Here is an 18,093-nt window from a genome sequence, read left to right on the forward strand (position 1 = left end):
TCGTTTTTTTCTTTTTTATAGAACTTTATAGTCCTCTAAGGCGTCAAGGGCACGATTGGCAATATTTGTATAACGTTCTTTCTTATCACGAATGCGTTCTGGCCACTCCTCAATAATACCAAAGTTTACATTCATTGGCTGGAAGTTTTTGCTGTTGGCATGGGTGACATAGTAAGGAAGGGCTCCAAGTGCTGTAGTACGTGGTAAAACAACCTCATCTTCTCCTTTAAAGAGACGGGCTGCATTAATTCCAGCTACAAGTCCACTCGCTGCCGATTCAACATACCCTTCAACTCCCGTCATTTGACCCGCAAAGTAAAGGTTGTCTTGTTTTTTCGAACGGAAGGTTTGCGTAAGCAGATTTGGCGAATCCATGTATGAATTACGGTGCATTACCCCGTAACGGACAAATTCAGCATTTTCAAGGCCTGGAATCATTCGGAAGACCCGTTTTTGCTCACCCCATTTTAAGTGGGTTTGGAATCCTACAATGTTATAAAGGCTTGCTGCTGCATCATCCTGACGGAGTTGAACCACTGCATAAGGAGTTTTAAAATCACCATCACGTTTTCCTGTGTACTCATCTGGATACTCAAGCCCAACAGGTTTCATGGGCCCGTAAAGCATGGTTTTAAAGCCACGGGCTGCCATAACTTCAATAGGCATACATCCTTCAAAGTATTTTTCCTTTTCAAACTCAGAAAGTTTGGCAACCTCAGCTTCAATTAGGGCCTCCTGGAAGGCCACAAATTCTTCCTTGGTCATGGGACAGTTTAAGTAGGCTGCTTCACCCTTGTCGTAGCGGCTCTTCAAATAAACCTTGTCCATATCAACTGTTGCAATATCGACAATTGGAGCTGCTGCATCGTAAAAATAAAAACCATCACCATCATTAAGGGCATGAATCTTTTCAGCAAGGGTATCGCTAGTTAGAGGACCTGTTGCAACGATTGTAATTGCATCTGTTGGCAGTTCTGTAATTTCATCACGAATAACCTCGATTAATGGGTTATTGTAGATCTTATCTGTTACAAGTTGTGAAAATCCTTCACGATCAACAGCTAAAGCTCCGCCAGCAGGAACACGAGTTTCATCAGCTGAATTAATAATAAGACTATCCATCTGACGCATTTCTTCCTTCAAAAGACCTACGGCATTAGTGATTGAGTCCCCACGAAGGGAATTTGAACAAACAAGCTCAGCGAAATTATCTGTCTTATGTTGAGGAGTTGGCTTAACCCCACGCATTTCATATAGTTTTACCGGAATGCCACGTTTAGCAATCTGATAGGCTGCCTCAGAACCAGCAAGACCAGCCCCTATAACATTAATATAATCTTTCATTTTAAATCCTATACTTATTTATTTTGGAATAGAAAAAACATGAATGATCATGCTTTTTCATCCGTAATTTCTATTTTACCACATTTTCCTCATAGTCTCCCTGGCTACAAACAACTTGTTTGCCTCCACCGCGAACTTTTTTCTCTACTAGATAGTGACCACATTTAGGACAATCGCGGCCAATTGGCTTATCCCAGCTGGTGAATTCGCAGTCAGGATACCTATTACATCCATAGAAAAGACGATTCTTCTTGGTCTTACGTTCAATAACTTGCCCTTCCTTACATAGGGGACAGGTCACGCCAATCTCCTTGACGATTGCTTTGGTATTATGGCAGTCAGGAAAATTGCTACAAGCATAAAATTTACCGTATTTACCAAGTTTTATGACCATGGGATGACCACAGACATCACAGTCAAAACCTGCTGGCTCATCCTTGATTTGGATTTTTTCCATCTGGTCTTCAGCAGTCTCAAGCTCCCTTGAAAAGGGCTTATAAAATTGATCTACTACTTCAACCCATTTCCTTTGGCCTTCTTCAATCTTATCAAGATTATCTTCCATCTCAGCTGTAAATTTAGCATTTACAATATTAGGGAAGAAATCAACGATTAGGGTATTAACAATCTCACCCAACTCAGTTGGTTCAAAACGTTTGGCATTGAGTTTTACATAATAACGCCTTTGAATGGTTTCAAGGGTTGGTGCGTAGGTTGATGGACGACCGATACCATTTTCTTCCATGGTTTTAATCAGGGTTGCTTCGCTATAACGAGCCTGCGGTTGAGTAAAGTGCTGCTCAGGTTTTAGGCTGTCTTTTACTACAGTATCACCTTCAACCATGTCAGGAAGCATCTTATTCTTGTCAGCGTCATTATAAACAGCCATATAACCATTAAATTTGACCTGACTACCGTTAGCCACAAACATAACCCCATTTTGCGACAAATTAACCTTCATGGTATCAAAAACTGCAGGTGTCATCTGGCTGGCTACAAAACGATTCCAAATCAAGGTATAAAGCTTGAGTTGATCCTTATCCAAATACTTGGCAATAGCCTCAGGAGTATTTTGAACATTAGAAGGACGGACAGCTTCATGGGCATCTTGGGCTCCACTGGCATTTTTGACCTTACTTCCGTGCTTACTGTATTCAGGCCCAAAATTATCTGTAATATAGGCTGCAGCTGCGTTTTGTGCTAGGGGGCTTATCCTGGTTGAGTCAGTACGCATGTAGGTGATGAGACCCTGCTGGCCTTGAGTCCCTAGAGTAATCCCCTCATAAAGCTGCTGGGCAATCATCATGGTCTTACGGGTTCTAAAATTGATTTTATTGGCCGCATCCTGCTGGAGACTACTGGTTGTATAAGGTAGAGGGGCATTACGCTTACGCTCCCTTTTTTCAACCTTATCAACCCTGAAATCTTTGCCGTCCAAACGATCCATAACTTCCAAAACATCTTCATTATTATGAAGTTTTTTCTTTTTCCCGTCTACTCCGTAGAAGGCAGCTGGAAATTTCTTGGCACCTTTTTTAAAGTTACCATCAATTGTCCAGTACTCTTCGGGGACAAAGGCATTAATTTCCTGCTCGCGGTCAATGATAAGCTTTAAGGCAATGGACTGTACACGTCCAGCAGAAAGTCCCTTTTTGACCTTCTTCCAAAGGATGGGGCTGATTGAATAACCAACCAGGCGGTCAAGAATCCTCCGAGCCTGCTGGGCATCAACTAGGTCTACATCGATTTTTCTGGGATGATTGAAGGCTTCCTTAACAGCATCCTTTGTAATTTCATTGAAGACCACCCTGTTGTCATCTTCAAGATCAAGTCCTAGAATGTGAGCCAGATGCCAGGCAATAGCTTCTCCTTCTCTATCCGGGTCACTTGCCAGATAGACTTTTTTAGCATTTTTAGCTTCTTTTTTAAGCTCTTTAATAAGGGGACCTTTCCCTCTTATATTTATATATTCAGGTTCATAATTATTTTCAATATCGACTGACATGGCAGATTTTTTTAAATCTCGCACATGACCAACACTTGCTACCACCCTATAGTTGCGGCCTAGGTACTTCTCAATTGTCTTAGCCTTTGCTGGTGACTCAACAATGACAAGGTTCTTCTTAACCTTACCTCTTTTTTTCGCCACCTTTTTCTTAGGTGTTTTACTTGTAGTTTTAGTTACCATTATTCTTCTTTCTTTAGTAAAAAGTATTCTCTAAAAGATTCCAACTAATGATAATAGCTTTTTTGTCACTTGTCAATAATATTATTTGACTTCATGTTTTTCTTATAGGAGAAAGTGATTTTTATTTTTTCAGAAAAAACTATGAAAAACCTTTATTTATAGGAACCCAGACCAGTTTACAAGCATTTTTTAATAATTAAATTGAATACTCTTCTAAAATATCTTGGCCGCCTGCTATGAGCTTGGCTCCATCTTGAATTAATTTATTACAACCACTAAAATAACCCTCGATAATAGATCCTGGGACGGCAAAAACATCCCGTCCTTCTTCCATGGCCCGCATAGAGGTTATAAGGCTACCGCTTCTAATTTTGGCTTCGACTACTACTACACCTAGGGCTAAGCCTGCTAAAATCCTATTACGCTCTGGAAAATGAAACTTTTTAGCATCCTCATCCGGAAGATATTCACTTATTAATAGATGCTTCGTGGCAATAAAATCTTGAAGCTTTTTATTTTCCTTGGGATAATATCTATTGAGGCCTGTAGCAATGACGGCTATGGTTTGACCGCCATTTTTAAGAGTCGACATGTGGCTGGCTGTATCGATTCCTCGGGCGAGTCCTGACGCGATTACAAATCTATTTCCAAGTTCTCGAATTAGCTTGTAGCTTGCCTTAAGTCCCAACTCACTAGCCTGCCTGCTTCCCACAAAGGATAAAATTGGCCTTTCAAGAAGGTCTATATCACCCGAGTAAAAAATTAAGGCAGGCGGATTGTAAATCTCCCTAAGTCTTGAGGGATACTTGTCATCAAAGATTGAAAGGGATGAGTATTGTAAGTATTTTTTCCTCTCTTCCTTGATGTCTAATGATTTATAGTTGTCCAAAAATATTTCAGGATTTTTCACTCCTGCAATTCTAGCTGCCTGTCTCAAGGAAATATTATAGTCTATTGAAGTAAGTTTTAAAATTCCTAGATTGGTCATCCCAGCTCTTTTTAGCTTATAGATGTCAAAGCCATTTGTTAGTCGCATAGCATTCTAGCCTCCTTTATGATACATACGAAATTTAAAGAAAATTCTACCAAAAAAAGCACCTATAAGTGCTTTTTTATTCGACCATACTTTTGATGGGCTCAAATGATTTACGGTGAATGGGAGTAAGCCCTAATTTTTCAAGGCCTTCCAGATGATTTTTCGTACCATAGCCTGCATTGTGGATAAAATCATACCCAGGGTAGATTTTATCATAGTCAGCCATCATTTTATCCCTGGTAACCTTGGCCACAATACTTGCAGCAGCAATCGACATGCTCCTTGAGTCACCCTTGATAATACTTGTCTGAGGAATTGGCAGGTCAAGTTTCATGGCATCAATCAAAAGATGCTCAGGTAGGAACTTCAGCTTTTTTATGGCTTCAAGCATGGCAAGCTTGGTTGCTTCATAAATATTAACCTGATCAATGATTTGACTGTCAATAATACCTATTCCGATGCCTAAAGCCCTATCAAGCACCCTCTGATAGACCTCTTCATGTTTTGATTTAGGAATTTGCTTGCTGTCATTTAGGCCCTTAATTTTTATATTCTTGGGCAAAATAACGGCGGCTGCGACAACAGGACCTGCTAGAGGGCCGCGACCTACCTCATCAATCCCAGCTATTAAATCAAAGCCTTCTTGATAGAGAATCCTTTCAAATTCAAGTAGGCCGTCCAAACGGGCTGCTTCAGCTTTTACAGCCTCAAGTTCCCTTCTCCTTTTTTTCAAGGCAGCTTGAACGCCAGCCCTTGGATCTTGCTCATACTCTTTGAGGGTCAAATCATCCAAACAAGTTATTAAGGCTAGCTCTTCCTTGATGTCTTTAATTGTCTTTTTCTTGGTCACTTCTAATCTTCTTCGCCTTCTAGGACAAAATCACTAACCAGATCCAGTGTGAACCTACCCAGTTTTCCATCCCTTATATCCTTGATAAAAAGATCATAAAAACGGTCATAATCCTCTTTAAAGCCAAGCTTTTTAGTCAGATGGATAATTAAATCAACTGGACTTAGCTCTAAATCCTGGGCATTTAGTTTATATCTTTTAACCAAATCAGCCTGATAATTTTCAAGGAAATACTCCATTCCAAAGATTGTAATCTCATCCTTTGGAATCAAGTCATCCTTGATTGCTCCCGTAAGAGCAAGCTTAAGTCCTACTAGTTGGTCCTCAAACTTTGGCCATAAAATCCCTGGTGTGTCCAAGATTTCAAGATCCTTATTGCTGCGGATCCACTGTTGACCTTTAGTAACTCCTGGACGATTTCCGACCTGGGCAGCTTTTTTCCCAGCCAGACGGTTGAGGATTGTTGATTTACCAACATTTGGAATCCCTATAACCATAACCCTAATGGCACGCTCCTTTATACCACGCGCCTTGTCACGGGCAATCTTTTCAGCCAGAACATTCTTGGCAGCAGCCGTTACCTTTTTAACTGTAGCCTGCTCCTTTGAATCAATTAAAAGGCTATTTAATCCTTCTTTTCTAAAGTAGTTCTGCCATTCAATAGACACTTTTTCATCAGCCAAGTCTTTTTTATTTAAAATTAACAGACGGGGTTTATCACCAATAATTTTCCCCAGCATGGGATTTCTTGACGACATGGGAAGTCTTGCGTCAACAAGCTCAAAGACAATATCTACATATTTTAAGTTCTCCTGCACCTGACGGCGAGCCTTGGACATGTGCCCTGGGAACCACTGGATTGTTGCCATATTTATAACTCCTTGTTTCTTAATAATTTATTAATTTTTTGCGTGATACCAAATCCCCCTTATTATACCAAAATTTAAGTAGCTTTTCAGGTGGATTGTAGGGTTATGAAATTAAAAAACTTTTTAGGCATTCTTTTATTCCATGATTATATATTTAATGTATTATTAATACGATTAATATAAATTTTTTTACTGGTCTTGATTAACTACAAAATTACTGATATTAGAAACCCCTTGGTTATTGGTATCTGCTGTAATTTGTTTGACAATTACTGGATCATTACCATCTTCTTTTACCAAAAGGGTAATCGTTGTACGTCTTGACCTATCTACTCTAATCATATTTTCATTCTTTCTATATCACCCAATGTAGGTCTTGAAGTTTTGCTGTTAATTCTTCGTTGTCACGAGCTCCTTCTTTCAGGGCCGTAAGTTCTTCTTGGTACTTATTGATATTGCTTGTCGCTACATCGCGCTCATTGGTTAATTCCTCAATTTGACCTTTTAGATCAGTTACGGTCTTACCGTGCATGGTCATGATTGCTTGAACAGCCTCGTCACTTAACCCAAGTTCTCTAAGTTCTTCTCGTTTCATAGTGTTTTCCTTTCGTTTTTTAACGTGGCAACAACCACGATTGGATTGAATAGTTTTACGCCGTGTTCAGGGCACAAAAAAAGCCCGTGTGGGCTGGTTGGTTAATCGGTTGAATAACCTAAGATATTATCTAAATTGAACAGTGCTTCCATCCTCTTATCTTCATCCTCATCGTAGTAAGAGAACTTTATAAATCTTGAATATTCCGTAAAAAGTGAATCAAACTCTTGTACTTGTTTAAACTCCGTACCGCTTCCGTTAGGGTTCCAAATAATTACAATATTTTCTTCCATCAAATCCTCCTGATTGTACAAAAAAAGCACTCGGCCTGTGCCAGTGCTTAGCGGTTATTCTATTTGATTACTTCAATTGATTTGATTTCTGATTCGTCAAATCCAATGTATTTATGTTTATCTGTTTCAATGGTTATTTCATCATACAATTCTTTTTCTGTATCTTCTTTCGGGGTATACCCATTACAGTACCCTTGTAACACCTGATTATCAGTAAAGGTAACCCTGATATGTTTACCTAAGCATTCTATAAGTTTCACTCTGGCCTCCTTAAATATGGGACAATATGCGTTCTTTTCTTCGAATGATGAATTTTAAAAGAATTGGTTTTTGCGGAGCCGTTAAGACTCACTGCTATACCATAAAAATCTTCAACCGTGATAATCTCTGTATTCTTGCGCCGTCCATTTTTATCTAATTCCATGGAACCAGTACCTGCATACTTATCAAACAAAGCCTGAACATCGACGTCATCATTAAAATAACTTCCGCCAGGTTTTACCGTTGATTTCATGTGAGGTGCCTGTTTCTCAGGATTTATAGTATCCCCATAAATCCCTTCTTGAATCCTCTTGCGGACAAAAACATTATCTCTAAGTCTACTATATGCCTCACTGTCATTATACCTAATATTTCGGTATTCCTCCAATGTTTTGGGTGCTGATTTACCTAAAATATTCTTGACTTCTCGGTACTTCGTACGGTCATGCTCAAGATCGCTATAATATTGAGTTTTATTCTTTTCCTTGACATCGAAGTTCTTATAATACTTCTCCCTCGCATAGTCACGGTGCAGGAAGCTGTTATCTCTAACAATCCCCCTTAGTTTCGCCTGGAATAGCTTAACTTTATTGCCATATTTGCTTACTAATTCATCATCACCTAGTTCGCGAGCCAAATTTAACTTACCTTTATAATCTCTTACTGTACGCTCTAGGGCTCGTTGTTTGGCTTGAACATTCGCATTCTTAATGGCGTCTTCTTCTGATATGTTCTTGATGTCGTCGCCTTGGTCAGATAGTTCATTCACACCCACAATAAAAGGGGTCATGATGTGACCACAGTTAATACCACGTCAGCCGTCAGGGGTCCCATAACCGTAATCATTCAAAGATAAAACCTTGACACCTTCAATCGTCCTAGCCTCGCCAGTCGTTACGATTTTACCCTGTAATGGTGCACACATTGGGCGTGCTGTTGCTTTCTTAGAGTAGTAATAGGTATCTATCCCCAACTCTTCAGCTGGTCTCATCCGCATTTCATTGTAAACACGGTAGGTCGTTGACTTAATGATGGTACGAGCATACACATCAGCCTTCCAGCGTTTGCCTGCCTTATCAGTAAAGCCGTAAAAGCCTTTGTCAAACCAACGCATGATAGTATGATATCGTTTTGTGCTCTCTTTAGGGCACAAAAAAAGCACTCGGCCTATACCTGTGCTTAGTAGTTATTCTATTTGATTACTTCGATTGAATTGATTTCTGATTCTCCAATTGTTAGTTCGGTGAACTTTTTCGAATATGGATAATCGATATATATTGTAACCATATCTTCATCTCCAACATCTTCTTCATCTATGTAATCTACTACAGTTCCAGTAAATTCAAATCCATCAGTTAAAGTCAGCTTAACCCTACCACCTAAAAAAGTCCACAATTTCATTTTGTGCTATCCTTTCTTCTCTTAAGAAGAATACCCTAAGCTATCAAGCTTCTTATTATCCTAGTATCCCAACAAGCTTGCTAATTTTAATAGTATAGAAATAGATAATACTATTATCAATACTATGAGTAGTAAATTTATTTTTTTCATTTTTTCCATAACTATTTAATGAAAAAGTGATAAAATAACAGCAGGTGTCGAGGCCTTTAGCCCACATCTTACTTACTGAACAATTTTAGAAGAAGGTCGACTACTTTATCAAGTATCTCTAGTACGAGCAATATTATAGTTAACCTAAGAGCTAGCTCCTTTCTCTTCTTTGGTTGTTCTTTTTTATTCTATCTTTTTTTCCTGCCTTCCTCCTTTCTTCATGAGATATAAATATTTACTAACCAAACAAACTAACAAAAAAGAGGAATTTCCTCTTTTTCTTTTTAAACATCTATTTGATAATCTTAAAATTGTCGTTACTTGTAGCTTGGATGAGTGGATTGGCTCTTAGGTAGTCGGCAATAAGCTCCATCATATCAATTTGAACTTCTTTGATTATTTTGTCAGCTGTAAACATGCTGTAATCGCCCCCACCTACTGCACGGTACTGGTTGACGGCAACATCAAGAATGTCCGTATCTTCTAGGTCACGCCCATTTAAGCTGAGGCTTACAAGACGCTCTCCTTCAGGTCTTGAAAGGTCAATAGTGTAGTCAACCCCCTCATACATATCATAGTTATAGTACTGGGGTTTTGGATCAACAAAGCGTGGATTAAAGATTACTTGGCCTTCCTCATCAAGGGTAAGGAAGATGGCTGTTCTTTCAAGGGCACGGCGAAGGTCAAGCCCACTTACACGTAGGACAGCAAGAGTATTGGGGTAGATATAGTTTGTAATAATATCACGCATGGTGATGACCGGTTCAAAGCCACGCCCGTCATTGTTGAAAAGGGAAGTCCCAGATATTTGAGCACCTGTAGCATCCATCTGCACACGGTTGATAAACTCAATGTAAGGATGCTCCTTGAGACGTGCTGCCATGGGATCAGTAATGGTCATATCCCCATCAACCTTACCCATAGGCTGATCAAGCCATTCTTCTACCTGCTTGTTTAAATCATCGATTAAGGACACAATCTCCTGATCAGGCTCCATATCAGCCACTGATTCAAGGCTTGCTGAAGAATTTACCACCTTATAACCACTAGCTGTTTTTTCAAGGTCAAGAACGATATGGCCGATATTTGCTCCGCGGTATCCCGGCTGGACAAGGGGAACCCCGTTGACCTCGGCTGCGAGTTCACGGTGCTGGTGGCCTGTTAGGAAGGCATCAATTCCTGGAACTTCTTGGATGATTGCATAACCCTCATTTTCCCCAGTCAGGCTTTCAGTAGGCTCACCCGTAACAAGATCACGCTCAAATCCCCCGTGATATGAGACAAGGACAACATCAGCCTCCTTACGAATGATTGGGACATATTTTTTGGCAGTCTCAAGAGCTGAAATAAAGTGCATGCCTTCTATATGAGAAGGACGCTCCCAGTGAGGTATATACTGAGTTGTAAGACCAAGTACCCCAATTTTTAGGCCGTCTTTTTCGATAATATCATAGGCCCGACCATAGTAAAGTTCCCCTTCATCGTCCAAAATATTTGCTGCAAGAATAGGATAATTGTAAGAATCAATGGCCCCCTTTAAGTACTCAGGACCATAGTTGAACTCATGATTTCCAAGAATTCCGTAATCATAATCCATGGCATTTGTAATATCAGCCAAAGGACTTGCTCCCTCAGCTTGTTTTGAGATGAAATAGCTAAGAGGTGAGCCTTGAATATAATCCCCATTTTCAATCTGGATGACAGGGCCGTCTGCTTGGGCCCGTAATTCACGCATCTTACTTGCTACCTTGGCCGTTCCAAGGGGCATGTTCATGTCTTTTTCAGTGAAATTAGTCGGCATAATGTAGCCGTGCATGTCACTAGTTTCTAAAATCGTTAAACGCATTTAGATCTCCTTATAAATAATCATATATGGCTATTATAGCACTAAGCTTGGGCTAAAACAGTGAAAACTTGCAAAAAATAAGAATTTATTTCATGAAAAAAAGAAGCTAGATTAGCTTCTTTACTTGTCATCTTTTTTAATGGTTTGGGTAATAATTAAAGATAGAACAACCAGGATAACCCCCGTTGTAAATACCCCGTGAATTCCCTGGAAAAGAATCCCCTTAAGTGGCTTGAGTAAGTCTTTTGGTATATTTTGAGCTGTATGGGGGTTTACTAGCTGATTGAGGATGCTACGATCAATATCTAACTTTTCATTAGTAAGGGCACTATTCATTCTTGTATTACTTACAATCCCATAAACAGAAATCATGATGGTTTGACCAATGACCCTTGATAGAGTATTAAATGATGTAGCCACTCCCAGCTGGTTTTGAGGTACTACATTTTGAGCCACGATGGTTGTCGCAACAATTACCACTCCAAGACTAACCCCTAGTACAGCAGATATAACCACGAAAACTAGGTAAGGAGTGTCAGCTGGCATGATGATTAGAGGAAGAGATGCTAGAAGGGTGATGAAAAGACTCATAAACATTACCCACTTGATAGAATGTTTATCAAGCCAGTCACCTGCAAGATTTGACCCGTAAATCCACAAGATGGACATGGGAGCAAGAACCAGCCCCCCAATTCCTGCCTGATAACCTAGGACTCCTTGCATCCACATGGGAATGTAGACGTCAAAACACATGAGAAAGCCACTAATTAGAGCAGCAATCAAGTTTACAACGATAAAAATCTTACTGCTAAACAGGTCTAAGGAAATAACAGGATCTTCCGCTCTTTTTTCAGCCCTAATGAAAAAGAGCAGGAAGAGAATACTTGCTATGAATAAGAGGATGACAGCAAGGTTTATACCCTCATCTCCTAGAATTTGAAAGGCCGCAAGTAGGGAGGTTAAAATAAGCATTAAGCTAAGACTTCCACTTATATCCATCTTCTTAGGCTCAAGATCAGGCTTCTCCTCATTGAGGAAGTACCAAATCATCGCAATAAGTAAAATTCCGATAGGGACATTAAGGAAGAAAACCCAGTGCCAGCCGATGGTGTCAACAATGATACCACCTGCTAAAGGACCTGCAACACTTGCAATCCCCCAAGCTGTACTGGTTAGACCGATGACCTTGGCTCTTTTTTCGGGTGAATAAAGATCAGCAATGATGGTCAAAGACACAGGTGTCATGGAAGCTGCCCCAAATCCTTGAATGGCACGTGCCACAATCAAGGTCATCATTGAGTTTGAAAAGCCACACAGGGCTGAGCCGATTACAAAAAGAATTATTCCAAAAATAAAGACAGGTTTTCGCCCAATCTTATCAGCCAATTTACCATAAATGGGCGTAAGCATGGCACTGGTCAGAAGATATATTGAAAATACCCAGTTCATAATCTCAATACCTTGCAGGCTACCAACGATTGTAGGCATGGCTGTTGTAACGATTGTTCCTTCGATTGCGGTCATAAAGGTTGCCACAAAAACCGCTATGGTAACCATTAGGACATTTGTTTTCCTTTTTTGCATTACATCTCCTTATGAATTATATTTTAACCACAAAAATAACCCCCACCTTAAATAAAAAATTGTAGGTAGGAATCATTTGTAGGTATTTTAGTAAATTATTTGGCAGCCTGACTTTAGTTTATCTGCCGGCAACCAAGATTTTATTATAGCACAGTCTTATCACAAAATATATAGGTGGTCATGACTTTTAATTTCATACCTTGGCTCGATCGGCTTAATGGTCAGATTAATTTTGCCTAATTTTGCTATAATAGGATTAAACAAACTAAGAAGGGATTGGGTGAAAAAATGAAGGAAAATAAGGTGTTGGTTGTCTGTAGCTCAACAGAAATCAATCTTGTGCGTGATTATAAGGATTATTACACGATTGGGGTTGAAAGAGGCTGCCTTGATTTAATCAAGGCAGGTCTTCCCATCAACTATGCCATAGGAGATTTTGACTCAGTAAGTCAAGAGGAATTTAAGCTCATTAAGTCCTACGTCCGTGATTTAATCAAACTTCCAGCTGAAAAAGATCTCCTTGACGGAGAGGAAGCTCTCATCTATGCCCAAACTCTTAGGCCAGACCAGCTTACCCTAATAAGCCAGGGGCCAAGGTTTGACATGACCTTAGCCAGTCTTGCCTTCATAAGAGATTACAAGCTTACCCTAAGAAATGACCACAACTATTGTTTTCTCCTCAAAAAGGGGATGAATGTTTTACACCCCCTAGATGGATTTAAGTACCTATCCTTTATTGCCCTAAAAGAAAGTAGCCTTAGTATAAAAGATTTAGCCTACACCGCTCAAGACCTCAAACTTCAGCCCCTGTCAGCAAGTGCCATCAGCAATGAATTTGTCCCAGGGCAAGCTGGACTTGTAAGTCTTCTTGAGGGTCAAGTTATAGCCATCTATACCCGCTAAATGGATTCATGTAAATAATCTATAAGTTTACAAACCAGCTAACCACAAGGAATAAAATAACCATAACCAGTAAAATCATTACCACATTGTAGAAACGATGAAACCTAAAATTCTTATCATAATCCCTAGTCAAGGTCTCCCTGCCTTTAGCTTTTTCTGAAGATTTGGGACCCTTTATTTTTTTAATATTTACTGACTCAAGTTTTTTACCCTCTTCAGCAAGCTGCATAAAGGTTTCCTGGGCACTGGCACCACCTGGTAAACTAAGCTTATTGTAACTACCTTTTCGGTCCAAATAAGAAGCATCCTTAAAGTCATTTTCATAGATTCTAATTATCTTTGCAAGCTTCTCCTTTAGCCTTAAATCAATGAGAGGAGCCGCAACTTCAATCCTATCATCCATGTTTCTGGTCATCAAATCAGCCGATGAGATCCACATGTCAGCTTGATTAATATCGCTATCTTCCCTCCAGTAAAAGGCATAGATTCGACTATGTTCCAAAAAGCGTCCGACAATGCTTGAAATAACAACATTTTCCTTGGGACCACATAGGCCAAGCTTCATACAATTTGCCCCCCTTACGACCATCCTAATGGGTAGGCCTGTTTTGGCAGCACTGTAGAGGGCATCAATAATCTCCCTATCAGTTAGGGCATTGCTTTTGAAGAAGATTTTACCCTGACCTGTCTTCAAATAATGAAGCTTCATGGCCTTTATCTTCTCAATCAAATTATTTTTTAATAGATTGGGTGAGGTTGAAAGTAAATCATATTCGGGCCTTTCAATGTCATTAACAATATAGTTGAAAAACTTTTCAACATCATTTACATATCTTGTGTCAGATGTAAGTAAAGAAAGGTCAATATAAGCCTTAGAAGTGTCCTCATTGTAGTTACCACTAGCAATGTGAACATAGGATTTGGTGGTATTTTTTTCCCTTTTAACAATCAAAAGTAATTTACCGTGCGTTTTATAGCCTTCTTTACCAAAACTTACATAGCAGCCTGCTTCAAGCAAGCGATCAACCAAGGCCAGATTCATCTCCTCATTAAACCGAGCCTTTAACTCAATCACCACTGTGACCTGAATGCCATTTTTAGCGGCCTCAATTAGGCCTTCGATAATTTTTGAATTCTCAGCCACCCTGTAAATGGTCTGCTTAATGGCCAGGGTATTTTTGTCATTTGCTGCCTGGTGTAAAAGCTTAACTACATAGTCAAAAGACTCAAAGGGATGTTCCAAAAGGAGGGATTTTTGGTCAATCTTTTGGAAGATATCCTCATCCTTGAGGGGTTCGATGGGACTAAACTTTTTATAAACCAAGTCCTTATGGCTTGAAGCATATCTTTTAACCAAGCCAAAAAGGAAGGTCAAATCAAGGGGGCCAGGTATGTGATAGCTTGATTTTTTATCCAAATTTAAACTATCAGACAAAAGGTCAGTATCAGCAGAATGTTTGTTCACACTAGATCCTGTATACTCAATCCTTGAAGGTCGTCCCTTCTCCCTTTCTTCCAGGTATTTTTCAACCGACTCAAAAATGCTTGCATCTATCTCTGAATCAATCTCTATATCCTTGTCCCTTGTTACCCTAAAGACAAACTTACTTAATATTTCATGATTAATCAGTATTTTTGAAAGATTATTTACCAGCAAGTCTTCCAGAAAAATATAGCGGTCTCTAGTTGAGAGAGGAATCAGGCGGTCAAGCTTGTCTGACAGGGGAATAATAGTTATAAACTGGCTACCTTCATAAATCGATTTTACAAAAATATTTAACTCCCCATCAACATAGTGAGATCTTGCATGGTAGTGGTCAAATTGAATGGTTGTCAGACAGGGAAAGACATTACTCTTAAAGTATTCATCCAGCTGTTCTTTTTCCCTTGCTTCTAAACTATCATAGCTTTCCAGGGAAAAAATTCCCTTCCTTTGAGCCTTCTTGGTTAAATAATCATAATTTCCATATTGAAGTTTGATATTTTTCCGGTTACGCTCACAAATCTTCTTGCGAACATCCCTTTGGAGGAGGCCCGTTTTTTTGTCCCTGGCCTGGGGGTCGATGGCTAAAACCTCCTGGATACCAGGAACACGAACACTATAAAACTCATCTAGGTTGTTGGATGCTATGGCTAAAAATTTCAGCCGCTCAAGCAAGGGAACGGAAGAATTATGGGATTGCTTGATGACCCTTCGGTTGAAAAGAAGCCAGCTCAAGTCACGATTATAATATTTTGAAAAAATTTTATCAGTCATTTATTCAACCTGTGTAAAAAGTCCTTATAGTCACTAAGCACTTGCTTTCTATAATTTTTTGCATAGGCCACAAGAGCCTTTACCATCCAGTCCTGGCCTTCTAGGTAGCCAATAATCATGGGAAATGAGGGAGATTTACTATGGGCCCTTGCCAGTAGAATAATACAAATATCGACATAGCCCCTAAAGGAATCCCAATCCAATTTTTCAAGCTTAATTGACCCCTTCATATCCCTAAATTGACGAACATAAAAATATTTTCCAGCACTCTTAAAGTTGCCTAAAAAGGGATCAGAAGCTGTTTGGAGGATTCTTTGGCTGTTCACGATATTTAGCCCCTGCTCATCCTTGTTGGCGTAAACCTCGTGACCATCAGTAATGGGAAGAGCCTCTTTGACCTGAAGGATCAAAAAACTTCCATCATTGTTTTGCAGAAGAATCAGATAGCACAAGGTACCCACACTTCCAACACCCACACTATGGCGAACAATATCAACAATCTTACACTGAGACAGGTAAAGCTTGATATTACTTCTCATACTGTCCTTATAAATCTCAAAACCTGCCACAATTTTTTGGTAGTCATCTGGATCAATATGCTTGGTTACAGGCGGATTTTCAATAAAAAGTCGCTTATTTTGCTCATTGACCTGGGTGAATTTTAGAAGGGCCGAGTTAGAATCCCTTTGGACTGCCTTTTTGACCGCCTTTTTGACTACCTTTTGTGTACTTTCATCGTTGACTCTAGTAAAAGGTCCCAGGATATTTTCGACCGTATTGGGGAAGATGATTCTTTCGATTGAAGGCAGGCTGGCCATATTTTTGAGGCTTTCCTTGTAGACTAAAAGAGCCTTTTCAAGAAATTTTTCAGTCTTGTCCTCAGGTAAATTTTGACTGCTACTAACTAAGAGGGCACTAACTAAAAATCGCTTCAAATCGTACTCCCAAATACTAACGCGGGACTCATCAAAGTCATTGACGTCAAATAAAAGTTGCCGCTCAGGCGATGAATAAAAACCAAAATTAGCCAGATGGGCATCCCCACAAATGATGGCTTCAATGCCTGATGAGTAGCCACTTATTAAATCATAATTCATCAAGTCAGCTGTTCCCCTGAAAAAGGAGAAGGCATTAGTCGACATTCTTTGATACTTAAGGGGTAAAAGTTCCTTGACCAGAAGCTTCTCCCTTAAGTCTAAAATTTCAAATATATTTCTCTTTTGAAGGACAAATTGGCTGACCTCTTCATAGGTAGTCAGTTTACCTATTCTTTGACCCTCCTTGATTAAAAAATCATGACTTTCATAAAAATCGGTTGATTCAAAATCATAGGGTGATATTTTCTTTAACTTATTTTCCACAGGAGCCTCCAAAGTTATCAGGATATAAACTTAGGCTTATTATAAATAAAATGTCCATCTAATTCAAATATCTTACCACCGAGCTGTAAAATATAGGGATTGTAAATAAAAAAAGAATCCGAAGATTCTTTAGATTCTATTTGATAATCTTACTCAACATGACTGTAGGTAAAACCACGGCCAAGGACTTCTGACACATTATTTACGATTACAAAGGCTTTAGGGTCAACTTCTGAAATAATTTTTTTGATGGTATTAAATTCCTGGTCATCAACCACAATCATCAGGATTTCCTTACTTTCATCCTTGTAACCACCTCGGGCATCAAAGAAGGTCGATCCTCGGTCAATCTCATTTTTAAGACGATTTTGGATTTCTTTCAAGTGGTGTTCGCTCATAATCCACAAGGTCTTCTTACGGTTAAGACCTGTCTCAATGTAGGACATGACGAGGGAGGTTATGACAATCGACAAGATGGCGTACAAGAATTCCTCAAAGCCAAAAACAACCAGGTTTAGGGATACAACGATGGCATCTGTTAAAAGGAGGCCAACTGAGGTATCAACGCCAAAGTATTTTTGAAGAATTAGTGGTGGAATGGTGGTTCCACCTGCTGAGGAGTTGTTATTGTATAAAATGGTAACTCCAAAGGCAAAGATTGCACTCCCGAAAATAACTGATAAAAGGCGGTCAGATGTTAGGGCAACTTCTGGTAAGATGGCTAGGCTTACAGGGAAGGCCAGGCTTCCAAATAACACCTTCATGAATGATTCTTTACCAAGAAAAATAAGAGCAAGAACTAACATAAGAATATTCATGACAAGGACAACCAAGGCCTTATTTACACCCAGGGCATATTCCATAATAACCCCAAGTCCACTAACTCCCCCTGCTGCTATATGATGTGGGGCCAAAAACATATTTATGGCAAATGACAAAAGCATTAGGCCAGCGATAATTTTTACATAAGATATAATTTTACTATTTTTCACATATCCACCTCTTCCTATTACCTCCTAATCATACCATCACTTTTAATTAAAGCGCAACCAATTTTTGGAAAATTCATACTAAGGTATGATTTAAAACTTGTAAAATCCTATTTTTTCCTTTTTATCAGCTCTTATGGCTCAACCACAAAAATAAAGAGCTGAC

General features: G+C 39.4%; 17 protein-coding genes and 1 pseudogene. 1 reads left to right on the forward strand and 17 read right to left on the reverse strand.

Annotated features, from left to right (window positions below; genetic code table 11):
- Positions 1-15 precede the first annotated feature (15 nt).
- From trmFO to OZX68_03770, 14 genes and pseudogenes are all read right to left on the reverse strand, one after another.
- On the reverse strand, positions 16-1,344 hold the full coding sequence (trmFO, locus tag OZX68_03705; GenBank protein WEV60043.1) for a methylenetetrahydrofolate--tRNA-(uracil(54)-C(5))-methyltransferase (FADH(2)-oxidizing) TrmFO: 1,329 nt from the start codon (positions 1,342-1,344) through the stop codon (positions 16-18).
- A gap of 70 nt (positions 1,345-1,414) precedes the next feature.
- Positions 1,415-3,532, reverse strand: coding sequence for a type I DNA topoisomerase (gene topA / locus OZX68_03710; GenBank protein WEV60044.1), 2,118 nt, complete (start codon positions 3,530-3,532; stop codon positions 1,415-1,417).
- Between the two features lie 196 nt (positions 3,533-3,728).
- On the reverse strand, positions 3,729-4,568 hold the full coding sequence (dprA, locus tag OZX68_03715) for a DNA-processing protein DprA (GenBank protein WEV60045.1): 840 nt from the start codon (positions 4,566-4,568) through the stop codon (positions 3,729-3,731).
- Positions 4,569-4,644: 76 nt separating this feature from the next.
- Entirely contained in the window at positions 4,645-5,391 is a 747-nt protein-coding gene (locus OZX68_03720) for a ribonuclease HII (protein WEV61368.1), read from the reverse strand.
- Positions 5,392-5,420: 29 nt separating this feature from the next.
- Entirely contained in the window at positions 5,421-6,287 is an 867-nt protein-coding gene (gene ylqF / locus OZX68_03725) for a ribosome biogenesis GTPase YlqF (GenBank protein ID WEV60046.1), read from the reverse strand.
- A 189-nt stretch (positions 6,288-6,476) separates the two neighbouring features.
- Positions 6,477-6,629: a hypothetical protein gene (locus OZX68_03730; GenBank protein WEV60047.1), complete on the reverse strand. Its 153-nt coding sequence runs from the start codon at positions 6,627-6,629 to the stop codon at positions 6,477-6,479.
- Positions 6,630-6,642: 13 nt separating this feature from the next.
- A complete protein-coding gene (locus OZX68_03735) occupies positions 6,643-6,882 on the reverse strand; it encodes a phage scaffolding protein (GenBank protein ID WEV60048.1) in 240 nt (79 codons plus the stop codon).
- A gap of 101 nt (positions 6,883-6,983) precedes the next feature.
- On the reverse strand, positions 6,984-7,175 hold the full coding sequence (locus OZX68_03740) for a hypothetical protein (GenBank protein WEV60049.1): 192 nt from the start codon (positions 7,173-7,175) through the stop codon (positions 6,984-6,986).
- A gap of 59 nt (positions 7,176-7,234) precedes the next feature.
- Entirely contained in the window at positions 7,235-7,435 is a 201-nt protein-coding gene (locus OZX68_03745) for a hypothetical protein (protein WEV60050.1), read from the reverse strand.
- The gene (locus OZX68_03750; protein WEV61369.1) at positions 7,432-7,824 is read right to left on the reverse strand and encodes a polymorphic toxin type 50 domain-containing protein; all 393 of its coding nucleotides are present in this window, start codon (positions 7,822-7,824) and stop codon (positions 7,432-7,434) included. Before OZX68_03750 ends, OZX68_03745 begins: the two co-directional genes overlap by 4 nt.
- Positions 7,825-8,007: 183 nt before the next feature.
- Positions 8,008-8,550, reverse strand: a pseudogene (locus tag OZX68_03755) (capsid protein).
- Positions 8,551-8,627: 77 nt separating this feature from the next.
- Entirely contained in the window at positions 8,628-8,837 is a 210-nt protein-coding gene (locus OZX68_03760) for a hypothetical protein (protein ID WEV60051.1), read from the reverse strand.
- Positions 8,838-9,279: 442 nt separating this feature from the next.
- Entirely contained in the window at positions 9,280-10,833 is a 1,554-nt protein-coding gene (locus tag OZX68_03765) for a bifunctional metallophosphatase/5'-nucleotidase (GenBank protein WEV60052.1), read from the reverse strand.
- A 120-nt stretch (positions 10,834-10,953) separates the two neighbouring features.
- The gene (locus OZX68_03770) at positions 10,954-12,417 is read right to left on the reverse strand and encodes an MDR family MFS transporter (GenBank protein WEV60053.1); all 1,464 of its coding nucleotides are present in this window, start codon (positions 12,415-12,417) and stop codon (positions 10,954-10,956) included.
- A gap of 288 nt (positions 12,418-12,705) precedes the next feature.
- Between OZX68_03770 and OZX68_03775 the strand changes: the two genes are divergently transcribed.
- Positions 12,706-13,320, forward strand: coding sequence for a thiamine diphosphokinase (locus tag OZX68_03775; GenBank protein WEV60054.1), 615 nt, complete (start codon positions 12,706-12,708; stop codon positions 13,318-13,320).
- A 19-nt stretch (positions 13,321-13,339) separates the two neighbouring features.
- On the opposite strand, the gene ppk1 is transcribed toward OZX68_03775, so the two are convergent.
- The 3 genes from ppk1 to OZX68_03790 form a co-directional block, all read right to left on the reverse strand.
- Complete coding sequence (gene ppk1 / locus OZX68_03780; protein WEV60055.1) at positions 13,340-15,577, reverse strand: polyphosphate kinase 1; 2,238 nt, start codon at positions 15,575-15,577, stop codon at positions 13,340-13,342.
- A complete protein-coding gene (locus OZX68_03785) occupies positions 15,574-16,938 on the reverse strand; it encodes a DUF2252 domain-containing protein (protein WEV60056.1) in 1,365 nt (454 codons plus the stop codon). The genes ppk1 and OZX68_03785 overlap by 4 nt, the downstream gene beginning before the upstream one ends.
- 149 nt (positions 16,939-17,087) lie before the next feature.
- Complete coding sequence (locus OZX68_03790) at positions 17,088-17,930, reverse strand: YitT family protein (GenBank protein WEV60057.1); 843 nt, start codon at positions 17,928-17,930, stop codon at positions 17,088-17,090.
- Positions 17,931-18,093: the final 163 nt, after the last annotated feature.

The sequence above is a fragment of the Streptococcaceae bacterium ESL0729 genome (assembly GCA_029391995.1).
Classification (GTDB): domain Bacteria; phylum Bacillota; class Bacilli; order Lactobacillales; family Streptococcaceae; genus Floricoccus.

Bases quoted from the DNA above. Each gene is read 5' to 3' on its own strand.
- trmFO (WEV60043.1), bottom strand. From the start codon at position 1,344: ATGAAAGATTATATTAATGTTATAGGGGCTGGTCTTGCTGGTTCTGAG.
- topA (WEV60044.1), bottom strand. From the start codon at position 3,532: ATGGTAACTAAAACTACAAGTAAAACACCTAAGAAAAAGGTGGCGAAA.
- dprA (WEV60045.1), bottom strand. From the start codon at position 4,568: ATGCGACTAACAAATGGCTTTGACATCTATAAGCTAAAAAGAGCTGGG.
- ylqF (WEV60046.1), bottom strand. From the start codon at position 6,287: ATGGCAACAATCCAGTGGTTCCCAGGGCACATGTCCAAGGCTCGCCGT.
- OZX68_03730 (WEV60047.1), bottom strand. From the start codon at position 6,629: ATGATTAGAGTAGATAGGTCAAGACGTACAACGATTACCCTTTTGGTA.
- OZX68_03735 (WEV60048.1), bottom strand. From the start codon at position 6,882: ATGAAACGAGAAGAACTTAGAGAACTTGGGTTAAGTGACGAGGCTGTT.
- OZX68_03740 (WEV60049.1), bottom strand. From the start codon at position 7,175: ATGGAAGAAAATATTGTAATTATTTGGAACCCTAACGGAAGCGGTACG.
- OZX68_03760 (WEV60051.1), bottom strand. From the start codon at position 8,837: ATGAAATTGTGGACTTTTTTAGGTGGTAGGGTTAAGCTGACTTTAACT.
- OZX68_03765 (WEV60052.1), bottom strand. From the start codon at position 10,833: ATGCGTTTAACGATTTTAGAAACTAGTGACATGCACGGCTACATTATG.
- OZX68_03770 (WEV60053.1), bottom strand. From the start codon at position 12,417: ATGCAAAAAAGGAAAACAAATGTCCTAATGGTTACCATAGCGGTTTTT.
- OZX68_03775 (WEV60054.1), top strand. From the start codon at position 12,706: ATGAAGGAAAATAAGGTGTTGGTTGTCTGTAGCTCAACAGAAATCAAT.
- ppk1 (WEV60055.1), bottom strand. From the start codon at position 15,577: ATGACTGATAAAATTTTTTCAAAATATTATAATCGTGACTTGAGCTGG.